General features: G+C 70.5%; 15 protein-coding genes. 6 read left to right on the forward strand and 9 right to left on the reverse strand.

The window, feature by feature from the left end; translation table 11 throughout:
• The first annotated feature begins 4 nt into the window (after positions 1 to 4).
• From ABD784_RS13515 to ABD784_RS13530, 4 genes are read left to right on the forward strand one after another with little or no spacing between them, the layout of a single operon-like run.
• Positions 5 to 622, forward strand: a complete 618-nt coding sequence (locus ABD784_RS13515) for a CGNR zinc finger domain-containing protein (protein WP_344885761.1) — start codon at positions 5 to 7, stop codon at positions 620 to 622.
• Positions 619 to 1,629, forward strand: a complete 1,011-nt coding sequence (locus ABD784_RS13520) for an acyltransferase family protein (RefSeq protein ID WP_344885763.1) — start codon at positions 619 to 621, stop codon at positions 1,627 to 1,629. The genes ABD784_RS13515 and ABD784_RS13520 overlap by 4 nt, the downstream gene beginning before the upstream one ends.
• 57 nt (positions 1,630 to 1,686) lie before the next feature.
• Positions 1,687 to 2,142, forward strand: coding sequence for a 6,7-dimethyl-8-ribityllumazine synthase (locus ABD784_RS13525; RefSeq protein ID WP_344885765.1), 456 nt, complete (start codon positions 1,687 to 1,689; stop codon positions 2,140 to 2,142).
• 10 nt (positions 2,143 to 2,152) lie between these two features.
• Positions 2,153 to 3,295, forward strand: a complete 1,143-nt coding sequence (locus ABD784_RS13530; protein ID WP_344885767.1) for an FAD-dependent oxidoreductase — start codon at positions 2,153 to 2,155, stop codon at positions 3,293 to 3,295.
• 129 nt (positions 3,296 to 3,424) lie between these two features.
• On the opposite strand, the gene ABD784_RS13535 is transcribed toward ABD784_RS13530, so the two are convergent.
• Both ABD784_RS13535 and ABD784_RS13540 read right to left on the reverse strand, forming a co-directional pair.
• Complete coding sequence (locus ABD784_RS13535) at positions 3,425 to 4,735, reverse strand: MFS transporter (protein WP_344885770.1); 1,311 nt, start codon at positions 4,733 to 4,735, stop codon at positions 3,425 to 3,427.
• A gap of 123 nt (positions 4,736 to 4,858) precedes the next feature.
• Positions 4,859 to 5,926 (reverse strand): C45 family peptidase, encoded by a 1,068-nt coding sequence (locus tag ABD784_RS13540; protein ID WP_344885773.1) that lies wholly within the window; start codon positions 5,924 to 5,926, stop codon positions 4,859 to 4,861.
• Positions 5,927 to 6,060: 134 nt separating this feature from the next.
• On the opposite strand from ABD784_RS13540, the gene ABD784_RS13545 reads away from it, so the two are divergent.
• On the forward strand, positions 6,061 to 7,080 hold the full coding sequence (locus ABD784_RS13545; RefSeq protein ID WP_344885776.1) for a LacI family DNA-binding transcriptional regulator: 1,020 nt from the start codon (positions 6,061 to 6,063) through the stop codon (positions 7,078 to 7,080).
• A 12-nt stretch (positions 7,081 to 7,092) separates the two neighbouring features.
• Here ABD784_RS13545 and ABD784_RS13550 read toward each other — a convergent pair whose 3' ends face one another.
• The 7 genes from ABD784_RS13550 to ABD784_RS13580 all read right to left on the reverse strand — a co-directional run bounded on the left by ABD784_RS13550 (position 7,093) and on the right by ABD784_RS13580 (position 12,445).
• Positions 7,093 to 7,791 (reverse strand): cation diffusion facilitator family transporter, encoded by a 699-nt coding sequence (locus ABD784_RS13550; protein WP_344885779.1) that lies wholly within the window; start codon positions 7,789 to 7,791, stop codon positions 7,093 to 7,095.
• The gene (locus ABD784_RS13555; protein WP_344885782.1) at positions 7,791 to 8,165 is read right to left on the reverse strand and encodes an ArsR/SmtB family transcription factor; all 375 of its coding nucleotides are present in this window, start codon (positions 8,163 to 8,165) and stop codon (positions 7,791 to 7,793) included. Before ABD784_RS13555 ends, ABD784_RS13550 begins: the two co-directional genes overlap by 1 nt.
• Positions 8,166 to 8,193: 28 nt before the next feature.
• Positions 8,194 to 9,501, reverse strand: a complete 1,308-nt coding sequence (locus ABD784_RS13560; protein ID WP_344885784.1) for a DUF3500 domain-containing protein — start codon at positions 9,499 to 9,501, stop codon at positions 8,194 to 8,196.
• 100 nt (positions 9,502 to 9,601) lie between these two features.
• Complete coding sequence (locus tag ABD784_RS13565) at positions 9,602 to 10,198, reverse strand: GNAT family N-acetyltransferase (RefSeq protein ID WP_344885787.1); 597 nt, start codon at positions 10,196 to 10,198, stop codon at positions 9,602 to 9,604.
• A gap of 3 nt (positions 10,199 to 10,201) precedes the next feature.
• Complete coding sequence (locus ABD784_RS13570) at positions 10,202 to 11,509, reverse strand: MFS transporter (RefSeq protein ID WP_344886212.1); 1,308 nt, start codon at positions 11,507 to 11,509, stop codon at positions 10,202 to 10,204.
• A 111-nt stretch (positions 11,510 to 11,620) separates the two neighbouring features.
• Positions 11,621 to 11,803 carry a hypothetical protein gene (locus ABD784_RS13575; protein ID WP_344885790.1) on the reverse strand — a complete coding sequence of 61 codons (183 nt, stop codon included), beginning with the start codon at positions 11,801 to 11,803 and terminating at the stop codon, positions 11,621 to 11,623.
• Positions 11,804 to 11,818: 15 nt separating this feature from the next.
• The gene (locus ABD784_RS13580; protein WP_344885793.1) at positions 11,819 to 12,445 is read right to left on the reverse strand and encodes a hypothetical protein; all 627 of its coding nucleotides are present in this window, start codon (positions 12,443 to 12,445) and stop codon (positions 11,819 to 11,821) included.
• 100 nt (positions 12,446 to 12,545) lie between these two features.
• Between ABD784_RS13580 and ABD784_RS13585 the strand changes: the two genes are divergently transcribed.
• The gene (locus ABD784_RS13585) at positions 12,546 to 13,478 is read left to right on the forward strand and encodes an aldo/keto reductase (RefSeq protein WP_344885796.1); all 933 of its coding nucleotides are present in this window, start codon (positions 12,546 to 12,548) and stop codon (positions 13,476 to 13,478) included.
• Positions 13,479 to 14,058 lie beyond the last annotated feature (580 nt).

Consider the following 14,058-nt stretch of genomic DNA (forward strand, 5'->3'; position numbering starts at 1 on the left):
CCTTATGCAACTCAACCCTTACGGCGAGTACGCGGTCCTCCTCGCCGCGTCGCTGGCGAACGAGTGGCCCGCGGACCGCGACGCCCTCGAGGCGCGGACGCGCGAGTTCGGCATGACCATGGCGTTCCCGGTCCGGGACGACGACCTGGCGGCCACGCGGGCCGTGATCGACGAGTGGCTCGGCGTGGTCGACGCCGACGAGGAGAACCAGCGCGCTGCGCTGCTGAACTCGATGATGGCCGCGGCCACCGCGTACCCCCGGCTGACGGATCACGACGACGAGGGCTGGCACCTCCACTACCGCGACGACCAGCAGAGCCTGCCGCATGTGCTCCGGGCCGTGATCAGCGTCGGGACGGCCCTGCACCTGACCACTCGGGGCATGCACCGCCTGGGCCGCTGCGCGGCGGGCGCCACGGACGAGGACCCGTGCACCGCCGTCGTCGTGGACGTCACCCGCAACGGGCGCCAGCGCTACTGCTCCGTCCGCTGCGCGAACCGGGACGCGGTCCGCCGCCATCGCGCCCGCGCCGGCGGAGGGCGCACCGACGAAGGACGCACCGGCGAAGCGCGTGCTGCGTCGCTCGATGGGCGGCGTCGGGAACAGCGGGCCGCAGGGTGACCGGCGCCCGACCGGCGGAGAACGCCCTGGGCTCCGCCCGGCTGCACTGGATGGACTTCCTCCGGGGGCTGGCCGTGCTGCTGGTGGTGCTGATGCATTCCAACGAGCACGGCGGCGTCTCGCTCCCGTGGTGGACGGACGCCAACGAGTACCTGGCGCCGTTCCGGATGCCGCTGCTGATGTTCCTCTCCGGGCTGCTGGTGGAGCACTCCATGGCCAAGCCGCTCCCCCAGTACGTGTGGGGAAAGGTCGCGGCCATCGCGTGGCCCCTGGTGATCTGGCTGGTCCTCTACGGACTGCTCGCGCGGGACGGTTTCGGGCTCCCACTGGATCTCCACGCGTACCTGACCAGCGGCGACTACCTGTGGTTCCTCATGGCGCTGCTGGCCTGCTACGGCCTGGCCCTGCTGTTCAAACCGCTGACGGCCGCCCTGCCGCGGACGCACCACTGGGGCTACCTGCTGGTCTTCGTCGCCGCGGTGCTCCTGGCGGTGGCCACCGGGATCGAGCAGGGCCTGAAGGGCAACACGCTCTGGTACGGCGCGTTCTTCTTCCTCGGCGCCTGGGCCCGCCCGTACCTGCGGCGCTGGCTGGACGCACCGTGGGCCGGCGTCGTACCGCTGCTGCTCGTGGTGGCCGCCGCGTCCTACGCGACCGTGCGGGCGGGCATCCCGAGCTTCGCGACCCTGCCGGGCGCGTGCCTGTCCGCGCTGGGGATCCTGGGGATCGTGTGGGTCGCGCCGCATCTGCCGCCGTCGGCGTTCCTGCGATTCGTCACGTGGTGCGGCCGCAGCTCGATCGTGGTCTACGTGGTGCACTTCCCGGTCCTGGTGCTGCTGCGGGACCGGGTCCTCCCGGCCGGCGCACTGCCGGACGTCGCCCACGTGCTGGTGCTCACCGTGGCGACGCTCGCGGTCACCGTACTCCTCGTGTGGGCCCGGCCCTGGACGCCGTGGCTCTACACGATGCCGCAACATCTTCGCCCGGGTCGCGTGCGCGCGGCCTAGGATGATCCCCTGAAGGGGCCGGCCAGCGGCCCCCTGCGAGCGGACCGAGGAGCACCCATGACACGGCGACTAAACGTGGCTTTCATCAAGGCCGGATGGCACGCGGAGATCGTCGACCGGGCGCTGGAGGGCTTCACCGCCGACATGGAGGCGGCGGGGCAGGACCACGCGCTGGAGGTCGCCACGGTGCCCGGTGCCTTCGAGATGCCCCTCCAGGCCAAGCGGCTGGCCGAGTCCGGCCGGTTCGACGCCGTGGTGGCCGCCGCCCTAGTAGTCGACGGCGGCATCTACCGGCACGAGTTCGTGGCGCAGGCCGTGGTGGACGGGCTGATGCGCGTCCAGCTGGACACCGGCGTCCCCACGTTCTCCGTCAGCCTCACGCCCCACCACTTCCAGACGGCGGAGCACGAGAAGTTCTTCTACGATCACTTCGTCACGAAGGGCGCCGAGGCGGCCCGCGCCGTGCGCCTGGTCGCCGCCCTCGAAGCAGAGTCGACCGGCGCTGCCGAGTAGGGGGCCCTGGATGAACGACGCCGTGGACTACGCCGTCGTCGGGGCCGGGCTGGCCGGAGCGTCGACGGCCTGGCGGCTGGCCCAAGGCGGGCACCGGGTGGCCCTGCTGGACGCGTCCGGGCCGGCGAACCAGCGCGGATCGTCCCACGGCTCGGCCCGGATCCTCCGCTACGTCTACCCGGACCCGCTCTACATCCGCCTGATGCAGGAGGCCGAGGACGGCTGGGCGGAGCTCGAGCGGCTCCACGGCGCGCCGCTCGTCACCCGCACGGGCTGCCTGGACGCCGGCGAGCGCCACGATCCGCGCGGCCTGGCCCGGCTGCTCGCGGAGGCCGGGATCGAGCACGAGCTGCTCTCCCCCGCCGTGGCGGACGAGCGCTTCGGCGACCGCTTCGCCTTCGGCACGGAGGCGCTCTGGCACGCGTCCGCGGGGGTGCTGGACGCGGAGTCGACGGTGGACGCGATGGTGGCGGCCGCCGTCGCGCAGTCCGCCACCATCCTGACGGACTGGGCCGTCGCGGACGTGACGCGTCAGGGCGCCGGCTACGTGCTGCGGTCCGACGACGGCCGGCGGCTCTCCGCGCGGCGCGTGGTGGTCGCCGCCGGCGGCTGGCTGCCGCGGATGCTGGGCCGGCTGGACCTGCCGACGCAGTTCACGCGCGCGCTGCCGGAGTTCACGGTGATGCAGGAGGCGGCGTTCCACTTCCCGTACCGCAACGAGTCGTTCGCGCAGGACCCCACGCCGTGGCCCACCAGCATCCACTACCTGCCGGACATGATCGTCTACACGCTGCCGGGCGGGCGGGACGCCGGTTTCGCCGGGCAGAAGGTCGCCGAGTTCAACGGCGGCACGCCCCTCCCGGACGCCTCGGCGCAGACGGGCCGGATCACCGACGAGCAGCGGCGCCGCGTCACCGACTACGCCGCCCGCTACCTGCCGGGCGTCGAGCCGGAGTCCTACGCGGAGACCACCTGCCTCTTCACCAACACCCCGGACGAGGACTTCGTCTTCGACCAGCACGAGGGCCTCACCGTAGTCTCCGCCTGCTCCGGGCACGGTGCGAAGTTCGCCCCGCTGCTCGGCACCCTCGCGGCCGGCCTGGCCACCGGCGAGCGCGACGTCCCGGCGCAGCTGCGCCCCACACGGCGGTAGCACCGCCGGATCGGCGCGCGGAAGCGAACGACCGAGCCCTCCCGGCGCCCCCCCCTCCAGGGGGGCGGGCCGGGAGGGCGGGTACGACGTCGTACGTCAGCGCCTCGGCGTACGCCAGCGCACCGGCTTTCAGCGACCGTGGGAGGCGACGCCCAGGTGCTGGGTCTCCACGCGGTAGGTCTCGCGGAGCCGGGAGGCACAGAACACCAGGACCGCGGCGGCCGCCGCCGTGTACAGGGCCACGCCGATCGGGTTCTGGTCCATCGCCGCGAACAGGGCCGCCGCCACGGTGGCCGCGGTGCCGCCGCCGATCGCCGCACCGGTCTGGTACGTGGTCGAGATGGCCGAGTAGCGCGTGGCCGCGGGGAACTGCTCCGAGAGGAACGCCGGGATGCAGCCCTGCGGGGCGGCCATGAAGACGTTGACCAGTGCGTAAGCCACCACCACCAGCCACGCAATGTGGGTGTCCACGAGCGGGAAGAACGCGAAGAAGAACAGCGCGTAGGCCACCGTGCCCCAGCCGATCACCTTCTTGCGCCCGTACTTGTCCGACAGGATCGCCATGGTGGGGGCGGCAGCCACGAATACGGCGGCGCCGACCACCTGCAGCAGCAGGGAGATGGTGGAGCTGTAGTCGCGGTGCTCCGCGTAGGTGACGGTGAAGATGGAGCCGATGTAGGCGAGCGTGTTGTAGCCGTAGGCGACGCCGATCGCCAGCAGGATCTGCTTCGGGTGCTGGCGGATGGCCACCAGCAGCGGGACCTTGACGGTGTCCGATTCTCGCTTGGCCTCCTGGGGCAGCTTGGCGCGGGCGATCAGCCCGACGATGACCAGCGCGCCGCCGACCCAGAACGGGATCCGCCAGCCGTAGGTCTGGAGCGCCTCTTCCGGCAGGAGCGTGACCAGCATGAACGCGGCGGAGCCGACCAGGGAGCCGATCCCGATGCCCATCGACGTGAAGCTGCCGAAGAGCCCGCGCCGGTTCTCGGGGGCGTTCTCCACGCCCGTCAGGGACGCGCCGCCCCACTCGCCTCCAGCGGAGAAGCCCTGGAGCAGGCGCAGCGCGACCAGCAGGATCGGCGCCCACGCGCCGAGCACCTGGTAGGTGGGCAGGCAGCCGATGAGGAACGTCGCGGCCCCCATCAGCATGAGGGTGACGATCAGGACGGTCCGGCGCGAGTACTTGTCGCCGAAGTGGCCGAAGACGATGCCGCCCAGCGGGCGGGCCAGGAAGCCGGACCCGAACGCGGCGAACGCGATCACGGTGCCGACCAGGGGGTCGAAGCTGGGGAAGAAGAGCTGCGGGAAAACGAGCGCGGCGGCGAGCCCGTAGACCGTGAAGTCGTAGAACTCCAGCGCGGTGCCGAAGCCGGAGACCATGAAGATCCGGCGGGCCGGGATCCGCGGGGTGTCCCGGCGGGTGGTGTCAGTGAGTGTCATGCGATGCCTCTGCGAGTGGGAGTGGTCGGAGTGGTGCGGTGTTCGTGGCGGGGCGGGCGTGGAGGATCCGGGCGCGGAGGATCCGGGCGTGGAGAATCCGGGCGCGGAGGATCCGGCCGGCGGCTAGAACCGGGCGAACCCGGTGGCCGCGGCCGTCTCCACGTCCTCGGTGGAGTAGACGAGCGCGAAGCCGTCCACGTCCAGCCCGATGGTCAGGAGGGTCTGCCATTGCTCGATGGCGGGCTCGCCCTCCTTGGGGTGCATGCTCAGGACGGAGGCGGCGCCGGCCGGGCAGGCCAGCGCGCGGGCGAGCTCCGCCGTCGTGCGGGGTTCGGTCTCCGCGGTGGCCGCGCCGAGGTGGGCGAGGCGCTCCGCGGTGGTGGAGTCCGCGGGCATGGTGTCCCCGCGGTGGAGGTCCTCGGCGAGGAAGTGGTTGGTGTGCAGGACCCAGCCGTCCTCGGTGCGTCCGACGACGCGGCGGCCCACCGGCGAGAACTCGATGCTCGCCGCGCGCGGGGTCTCGCCGCCCTCGACGACCGTCAGGACAGTGGAGGCGCTGACGGGGACGTCCGCGGTGAGCTCCACGGCCTCCTCGAGGGTGGCGGCGCGCTCCAGGACGGAGCGGGCGATCGAGTGCACGGAGACTCCGCCGGCCGGGTGGTCCTGCTGGTGGGAGAGGATGTTGAAGTGGACGCCGAGCCCGTCCGAGTTCACGCCGATCTTCCCGCTCATGCCCAGCTCGGTGAAGATCTTGACGCGGCGCTCATCGGTGGCGAGCTGGTGCAGCAGGCCCTCCTCGGCCAGGTGCGGGTGCCAGTCCCAGGTCTGGAACGTCACCGGCTCGGTGCCCGGGCGGAGGACGACGGCGGTGGAGCACTCCCCCTCCCGGCTCGGCGGGGCGGCGGCGAGCACCTCGGTGCGGGCGTTGAGCGCGGCGAGGTGCCAGCGCTCGAGGCCGAGGGCGTCCGCCATGGCGTCGATCTCGACGGCGAGGTCCGCGTGCCAGGCGCGGAGGGCCTCGTGGCTGGACTCGGCGGTGCCGCGGACGGTGGCGGCGTCGATGCCCTTGGCGGCGAAGTGCTGGAGGTAGTCCGCGGCGTTGCGGCGGATCTGCCCGCCGTGGGCCTCCGCGATCTGGCGGCCGCGCTCGGCGGGGTCGGTGGTGCTGGTGACGAGGGTCTGGAGCCTCATGCTGGGGTGTGCCTCCTGGCTGGCGGGATGTGAGCTGGAGAACACGCTAGGAACATAAAACGTTTTATACAATGGGTTCGGCTGAGCCGGGCAGAATCGCGGCCTGATCAGCGCAAACAGGAGGAGGCCACGCCATGGCGAGGGCGCAGCAGGTGAAGATCCGGGACGTAGCGCAGGCCGCGGGCGTCTCGATCACGGCGGTCTCCCACGCCCTGAACGGCAAGGGCACGCTGAGCGAGGCGACGCGGGAGCGGATCAAGGCGGTGGCCGAGCGGATGGGCTACCAGGCGGACGCGCTGGCCCGCGGCCTGCGCCGGGCCCCGCTGGGGGCGATCGGCATTGTGGTGCGCTCGCTGGACTCGCTCGGCGAGTACTACGTGCCGGGCGTGGACGTCTTCCAGCGGACGCTGGGCGTGCTCAGCGCCAAGGCGCTGGAGCGCGGGCTGGCGCCGATGCTGGTGCCGGATCTGACGGGCCGGAGCATCCCCATGATCTCCTTCATGCTGGACGGGTACATCGTCCTGAATCCGCACCGGAATGATCCGGTGGTGGAGCTGCTGCGCAACCGGGGCATCCCGTACGTCACCCAGGGCGCGGACCCGCAGCGCCCGGAGTTCCAGGCGTGGGCCTCGGAGGACGACGCCGCCAGCTGCCGCACCGTCCTGGAGCACTTCGCCGCGGAGGGCGCGCGGCGGCCGGTCCTGGTGGCCGGGACGGACCAGAACGCATGGAACCTGGACTCGGAGGCCGCGTACCGGGCGTGGTGTGACGAGCACGGCGCGGAGCCGCGGGTGTACCGCGTGCCGGAGGGCGCGGGCGTCCAGGGCGGGATCGACGCCGTGGGGCGGATCCTCGCGGAGGGCCGCCCGGACGCGGTGTACGCGCTCACCGGGCGCCACGCGGCGGGGGTCCAGTCCGGCCTGCAGTCCACCGGCCTGGACGTGCCGGCCGACGTCCTGGTGGCCACGGGGTCCGATTCGGAGCACGCCCGCCACTCGCGCCCGCCGATCAGCGCCATCCAGTTCAACCCGGAGGCGACGTGCAACGATCTGCTGGACCTGCTGGAGCAGTCCATCGCGGGCGAGCCCGCCGTCGCGCACCGCCGCGCCGCCACCCGCTTCCGCCCGCGCAGCTCGTCCCGCCGCAGCGGCTGAACGCCCGAGGCGCTAGCTCCCCGATGATGGCGCTGCGCCGCCACCGTGGCAGTGGTCCTCCCCGGCGTGCTCGTCCTCGAGGATCATGCCCACGGACATGCCGCAGGTGTCGCCCTGCCAGGCCTCGACCCCCTCGCGGATCGCGAAGACCACGATGACCAGCCCGGCGACGGCGTCCGCCCACCACCAGCCGAAGAGGCTGTTCAGGACGAGTCCGGCGAGGACGGCCGCCGAGAGGTACGCGCAGATCAGCGTCTGCTTCGAGTCCGCGACGGCGGTCGCCGAGCCGACCTCCCGGCCCGCCCGGCGCTCGGCGTAGGACAGCAGGGGCATGATGACCACGCTCAGCGCCGTCAGGACGATGCCGACCGTGCTGTGCTCCGGCCGGGCCTGCGTGAGCAGGGTGAGCACCGACGTCGTACTGACGTAGGCGGCGAGCGCGAAGAACGCGACCGCGATGACGCGGAGGGTGGGCTTCTCCCAACGCTCAGGATCGCGACGCGTGAACTGCCAGGCGACGGCGGCCGCGGAGAGGACCTCGATGGTGGAGTCGAGCCCGAAGCCGATCAGCGCCACCGAGGATGCGATGGTCCCGGCGGAGATCGCGATGACCGCCTCGATGAGGTTGTAGCCGATGGTTCCGGCGACAATCAGCTTGATCCGGCGGTGCAGGGTGCGGCGGCGTTCGTCGGTGAGGGTCGGGGACGCCATCAGCAGGTGCACCCCTCGTCCTGGCAGCAGTCGGGGTCCGCCGCGACGACGACGCTCATGAGCTGCTCCAGCGCCGGGGCGAGGTGCCCGTCGGCCAGGCGGTAGAGCGTGCGCCGGCCCTCGGGCGTCGCCTCGACCAGGCCGCAGCCGCGCAGGCAGGTCAGCTGGTTGGACATGACCTGCCGGGACACGTCGAGCGCCGCGGCCAGGTCTGACGGATAGGCCGGCGCCTCGCGGAGCGCCAGCAGCACGCCAGCGCGCGTCGGGTCGGAGAGCGCGTAGCCCAGCCGGGAGAGCACGGCGGCCCGGCTCGGCGGTGCGTTCCTGACGGGCGGTGCGGTCCTGATGGGCGGCGCGGCGGTGCTGGAGGGCATGGCACCCACAGTACATGGAACGCTGTACTCAGCCGTCGGACGGCGGGGTCCTGCCGGGCCCTCCCCCCGCCCCGGGGGCGCCGCCCATGCCCGCGGTCTCCTGCTGCTCGACGCTGCCGGCGTAGTCGTTGGTCGGGTCGCGGTAGATCGTGTGGACGTGGCCCCAGCCGGCCGTGGTGTAGCCGTCGACGTCGGCACCGGCCGATCCCTGCTGGTTGGAGAACTCGATGTAGGCCTGGGGGCCGGAGATTTGGAAGTAGATGCCGTCGCCCTGCGTCATGTCGTACTCCGTGGCTCCGGACCAATTGATGTAGGTCTCGTCCAGCGTCGCCTCGATCGCGGCGAGCTCCGTGGCCGTCGTCTCCTCGTCGGCCAGTCCCACCCAGTTCTCGACGACGTCGAGCAGGAGTTGCCGCTGCTCGGCGGACAGGTCCGCCCCGGAGAGGCCGGTGCCGGTCGGGTAGTCGCAGGTCCCGCCCGGCGCGCAGACCAGGTTCTGCACTTGCTCGCCCTGGTACAGCTCCGCCTGCTGCTCCTCGGTCAGGCTGTCGTAGAACGCGAAGGCCGTCTCGTAGAAGGTCGCGAACGTCTGGATCTCGTTGCCGTCCCCGTCGGTGTAGACGGCCGGCTGGGCACCCAGGTGCGTCGGGGCGAACGTCACGGTGTTCGCGTCGCCGTCCAGCGTCGCGTTCAGGCCCAGGTGGTGCCCGCCGAACTGGACCTCCCAGGCGCTGGTGTCGCTCGGGTCGCCGAAGAAGGCGATGTAGTACTGGCCCAGCGAGTCCTCCGTGCTGGAGCTGTTCTCCAGCAGGAACTGGTCGCCGCCCATGATGTTGGAGACGGTGGCGTAGCCCTCGTCGCTCAGGAGCCCCTCGAGGACCTCAAGGGCCGCGGCCTGCTGCTCCTCGGTGAGGTCCGCCAGGTTGAGGCCAGCCCGCTCGACGAACGTCACCGGGAAGTTGGACCAGGACGTCGTCTTGGTCTCGTCGTCGTAGGCGTGGAGCAGTTGCTCGCGCTGCTCGTCGCTCAGGGTCTGCATGAACGCCTCGGCGGCGGACGCGGTGTCGGCGATGGTCCGGGCCGTCGTCGAGGACTCCTCGGCCTCCGCGACGGTGCCAGCCGAGGAGTCCGACGTCGTCTCCGCCGTGGCGGTGGTGTCCGCCGCCGCTGTGCCCGCCGACGAGGCGCCGGCGGCACATCCGGTGAAGGCGAGGGCGGCGGTCAGGAAGACGCCCGCGAGCCAGAGGGCCCGGCGGTGGCGTGGCCGGTGGACGTCGTCCGCCGTGGCTGCGGAAAGGGCGGTGTCGGTACGGGAATTCGGTGAATTGTTCGTCATGGCAACGACATTACGAAGCCAGTTTTTGGCAGCCCTGTGAAAGCCGTATGCCCGGCTTATGAGTATTGGCCGGATACTGGCTGGACGCACTGGCGGGCGGTCAGCGGGCGCTCTTCTCCCGCACCATCGAGTACACCACCGGGCCGTTGGGGACCTGCGTCGTTTCGACGACGGCGAAGCCGAGTCGTTCATAGAGGCGCACGTTGCGGTCGTCCGACGTCTGCAGCGCCACCGGCGCGCCGCGCTCGTCGATGACAGTGAGCCCCGCCGCCGTCACGGCCGTGCCCAGTCCAGTGCCCTGACGGCGCGGATCGACGCCGACCGTCTCCAGGGTCCAGGCGCCGTCGGGGGCGTCCGGGAGACTGAGCCCCATGAGCTCCGTCAGGCGGTCCCCGTGGAGTTCGGCGATCCGCTCTTGCACGAACGGCTCGGGTTCGGCCGCATCGGGTGGCAAGAAGGCGGCGACCGCCGCCATCTGGTCGTCGAGGAGCACCAGACCGTACTGGAGCGCGTGACCGAGGTAGAGCCGCTGAAGCTCCTCGAGGCGCTGCGCGTAACCCTCCTCGGGGATGGCCCACCGAGTCCAGGCGTACTCATCGAAGGCCGCGGCCAAGGTGCGGGCAGCCGCGGCCAGATCCTCCACTCGGGCTGGGCGGATAGCGGTCGTCGTCGTTGTCCCGTGACTATGCGCGTTCATGCTTTACTTCTCCCTCTTCGGCTTCTTGATTCGGGGACGCCGCGGCTCGTCGATGCCCACCCAGATACGGGTGCGCTTGCGCTCGCGGGCAATGAACACCATGCCGAGCACCCACAACGGCACCTGCATGAGGAACGCGACCTTGAAGGCGGACAGCGTGTAGTCCTCCGGCTGGCTGGCGCCCTGGAGGTCCATGGCCATGCCGATGAACAGGATCGCCAGCAGTGCGGCGAGGAAGCCGCCGACGTTGGTGATGCCGGTGGCCGTGCTGAGCCGGTGGCTGGGGTTGTGCGTGCGCGCCTGGTCGAACGCGATCATCGAGGCGGGGCCACCGACGGCGAGGGCGATCGCGAGCAGGAACAGTAGCCACAGCGGCGCCTGGCCGGGCCAGAGGATCACCACCAGCCATGCTGTCATCTGGATGGCGACGGCGGGCAGGACCAACCGGCGCGAGCGGTGCACCGGCGCCCGGGCGGACAGCGTGCCCATGATAGGGCCGAAGAGGATGCCGGCCACCACCAGCGTGCTCGCGACGGCCGAGGCCTCGCCGAGGCTGAGGCCCTGACCGACGGTGAGGAAGGGGATGCCCCACAGGATGACGAACGCCGTACCGGCGAACGGGGTGGAGAAGTGCGTCCAGAACGCCAGCCGTGTGCCCGGGTGATTCCAGGCGGCCCGGATGCCCACGCTGGTGTCCACGGAGCTCTGGACAATCTCGATGGCGCCGGTGTCCGTGTTGACGGAGACGTCCGCGCTCCGCTCCGGCGGGTGATTCTTCACCAACGCCCACACGAGGATCGCGAAGAGGATGCCGAGCCCGGCGAGGCCGCCGAAGGCGATGGACCAGGTGGTGGAGTGCAGCAGGGCCGCCAGCGGAATGAGGGCCACGATCTGTCCCAGCTGCCCGAAAATGCCGGTCAGCTGCACCATCACCGGGCTGCGCTGGGCCGGGAACCACGTGGCGATGAGGCGGAGGACACCGGGGAATACGGCGGCGTCTCCCGCACCCAGGAGCATGCGGGCGAAGACGGCGATGCCGACGGTCGGCGCGAACGCGATCATGATCTGCCCCAGCGCCATGAGGACCATGCCGATCGCCATGATCGGCCGGGCGCCGAACCGGTCCAGCCACAGCCCCACGGGGATCTGCATGAAGCCGTAGACCGCCAGCTGCAGCACGGCGAGCATCGAGAGCATGGAGGCGTCGGCGTTGAACCGCTGGGCCGCGTCCACCCCGACGGCGGAGAGCGACGTGCGGTTGGTGATGGCCAGGACATAGGCCAGGACACCGACCACCCAGATGGACCACATACGCCAGGACGGAGTGACGGAAGGAGTTGTGCTCACGCTCTGCGACCTTACTCCTGAGCCAAGTCAGGTTCTATTGACGCGACTCAGGACCCCGGCAATGCCTGCTCTCACTTACTCTTTCGACGCCTGCCGGCGGACCGCCGACCATTTGGTCAGGACAGTCGTCATGAGGAGGGACACGCACACCACGGTGATCAGCCGCCTCCAGAACGGGACACCGAAATAAGTGTCGGCGACGAAGCTCACCACAAAGGCCACGATGACGCTCGCGAACACAATCAGAGGCTGGCGCATGGGTTCAGTCCCTCCCTAGACCGCAGCGGCCTTCGACGCCGCAGTACCGTCCTCAAGGATCACCTGGCGCAGCTGCGGGACGGGGACCGTGTGCTCGCCGTGGGCGGCGACCCGGATGACCTCCACGCAGCGCGGAGCCGCCGAGCCGTCCGCACTCAGGATCCACGGGCCGATCATCACCAGCGATTCGTCGGAGGCGGCCGCCGTCGCCACCCCGGAGACCACGAATCGGCCGTAGGGCTGCTGCTCGAACGCCCCGGTCACCAGGTCGCCGTGGCGGATGTCCTGCGCCGCGGTCGGCTCGCCGGAGATCGTCTCCGGCGGGACCGCCGGGTACTGGCGGACCTCCTGCTCGGGACGGCGGATCGCCACAGGCTCGTCCGAGCGCTTCTCCTTGTCCTTCTTGCCGGCGATCAGAACGCCGCCAATGAGCACGTCGTCCAGATCCGTCAGATGGGGCACCCCGGTGATCAGGTACGAGCCATAGCGGGCTGAGCGCATCAGCACCGTAGCGGGCTCGCCCGGCGCCACCTCGGCCAGCTGGCGTTTCATGCCCGCGACGTCCCGGCGGGGCGGTCCCTGCAGTGCGTCGGCAAGCGTCGGCCCTGCGACGCCGTCGGTCTGATTGATTCCCGTGGTCATGGGTTCCCCTTCGAAGTGGCTGGCCTATTCTGAAGACCGCATCCATCTAATCATCGGGCGCCCCGGTAATCGGACGCCGGTCTTGCCACCAAGGAGCCGCATGAGGACCATCGATCTGCCGGGGGTCGCCCTGCCCGCACCCAACGTCGTCCAGGGGCTGATGAGGATCCAGGAGCTGGATGATCACGACGTCCGCACCCTCGTGGCGACCGCCCGCGACGCCGGGATCACGTACTTCGACCACGCGGACATCTACGGTTCGGAGCTCCACGGATGCGAGCGCCGCTTCGCCGAGGCGATGCAGCTCTCGCCGTCCGAGCGCGGTCAGTACACCCTGCAGACCAAGGCGGGCATCGTCCGGGAGGGGCCGTACTTCGACTTCTCCTATGAGCACCTCGTCGCCTCCGTCGAGGGTTCGCTGAAGGCGCTCGGCACCGATTACATCGACGTCCTGCTGCTGCACCGCCCGGACGCCCTGGTGGAGCCGGAGGAGGTTGCCCGCGCGTTCGATGATCTGGAGGCCGCGGGCAAGGTCCGCGCGTTCGGCGTCTCCAACCACACTCCGCGGCAGATCGAGCTGCTGCGGCAGTACGTGCGGCAGCCGATCATCGCCAACCAGGTCCAGCTCTCCCTCACGCACGCGCCAATGCTGGCGCAGGGCATCGCAGCGAACATGCAGGGGCTGGAGCAGTCGGTGACCCGGGACGACGGGCTGGTGGACTACTGCCGGCTGCACGGCATCACGCTGCAGGCGTGGTCGCCGTTCCAGTCCGGGACCGGCGAGGGCCCGTTCCTCGGCTCGACGAGGTACCCGGAGCTAAACCGGGCCATCGAGCGGATGGCCAACAAGTACAACGTGCCGCCGATCGCCATCGCCGTCGCGTGGATCACGCGCCACCCCGCAGATATGCAGGTGGTGCTGGGCACCACCACGCCGGAGCGCATCACGGGCGCCGCGAAGGGCTCGGAGATCCCCTTGACCCGGGCCGAGTGGTACGAGCTCATCCGTCTGGCCGGATACGTCGTGCCATAGGGAACCATTCCCCAGCCCGGCGGCGGCAGCGACACTGCACTAAGCAGCGCTCCGAATCTCGTCGTCCGGCCGCCTCCGCCCGGCCGACCGCTTCCTTACCACCATCGCGGCTCGGAGAGACGCCAATCACGATGCCAATCACGATGCTCGGCCGGGTCCATGCGAAAACGCCAGGAAAAACGTCCAGAACGGAGCTCTTGGCGGACCGTGAGGACGCTCGTGAACATGTTCAGTGACTGGCACATAGTCACAATCTGTGGCGGGGTCGTTGGCACCATCCTCACGAGCATGGTTCGCACCCGTCCTCACGGCGTCGTTCTGCCTCTCAACGATGTCGATGGGGCTCAGAGAGCGGGCAGTCCACACGGTAGTGGTTACTACCTGGGGGTAGAGGCTCTGCCCGCAGCGAGCCCGGGCTACATGTTCACGCTCCTATCACGGAGCCTCAGACGGCACACGTTTACAAACATTACACACATCCCGACATGCCGTTCCGGCCGTGCGGGAATCCGCCAACGCCGCAAGCTGTGTTCGCTTGGATGACAATGATGTTGCCAGTAAACCGCAGAAACGGGCGGGC

It is taken from the genome of Zhihengliuella alba, from assembly GCF_039538765.1.
GTDB classification, from domain to species: Bacteria; Actinomycetota; Actinomycetes; order Actinomycetales; family Micrococcaceae; genus Zhihengliuella; species Zhihengliuella alba.

What these genes read in the sequence shown, in the direction of transcription:
- ABD784_RS13545 (WP_344885776.1), top strand. Translation starts at nt 6,061, where the DNA reads ATGGCGAGGGCGCAGCAGGTGAAGATCCGGGACGTAGCGCAGGCCGCG.
- ABD784_RS13580 (WP_344885793.1), bottom strand. Translation starts at nt 12,445, where the DNA reads ATGACCACGGGAATCAATCAGACCGACGGCGTCGCAGGGCCGACGCTT.
- ABD784_RS13585 (WP_344885796.1), top strand. Translation starts at nt 12,546, where the DNA reads ATGAGGACCATCGATCTGCCGGGGGTCGCCCTGCCCGCACCCAACGTC.
- ABD784_RS13570 (WP_344886212.1), bottom strand. Translation starts at nt 11,509, where the DNA reads ATGTGGTCCATCTGGGTGGTCGGTGTCCTGGCCTATGTCCTGGCCATC.
- ABD784_RS13560 (WP_344885784.1), bottom strand. Translation starts at nt 9,501, where the DNA reads ATGACGAACAATTCACCGAATTCCCGTACCGACACCGCCCTTTCCGCA.
- ABD784_RS13525 (WP_344885765.1), top strand. Translation starts at nt 1,687, where the DNA reads ATGACACGGCGACTAAACGTGGCTTTCATCAAGGCCGGATGGCACGCG.
- ABD784_RS13550 (WP_344885779.1), bottom strand. Translation starts at nt 7,791, where the DNA reads ATGGCGTCCCCGACCCTCACCGACGAACGCCGCCGCACCCTGCACCGC.
- ABD784_RS13535 (WP_344885770.1), bottom strand. Translation starts at nt 4,735, where the DNA reads ATGACACTCACTGACACCACCCGCCGGGACACCCCGCGGATCCCGGCC.
- ABD784_RS13540 (WP_344885773.1), bottom strand. Translation starts at nt 5,926, where the DNA reads ATGAGGCTCCAGACCCTCGTCACCAGCACCACCGACCCCGCCGAGCGC.
- ABD784_RS13565 (WP_344885787.1), bottom strand. Translation starts at nt 10,198, where the DNA reads ATGAACGCGCATAGTCACGGGACAACGACGACGACCGCTATCCGCCCA.
- ABD784_RS13575 (WP_344885790.1), bottom strand. Translation starts at nt 11,803, where the DNA reads ATGCGCCAGCCTCTGATTGTGTTCGCGAGCGTCATCGTGGCCTTTGTG.
- ABD784_RS13555 (WP_344885782.1), bottom strand. Translation starts at nt 8,165, where the DNA reads ATGCCCTCCAGCACCGCCGCGCCGCCCATCAGGACCGCACCGCCCGTC.
- ABD784_RS13530 (WP_344885767.1), top strand. Translation starts at nt 2,153, where the DNA reads ATGAACGACGCCGTGGACTACGCCGTCGTCGGGGCCGGGCTGGCCGGA.
- ABD784_RS13515 (WP_344885761.1), top strand. Translation starts at nt 5, where the DNA reads ATGCAACTCAACCCTTACGGCGAGTACGCGGTCCTCCTCGCCGCGTCG.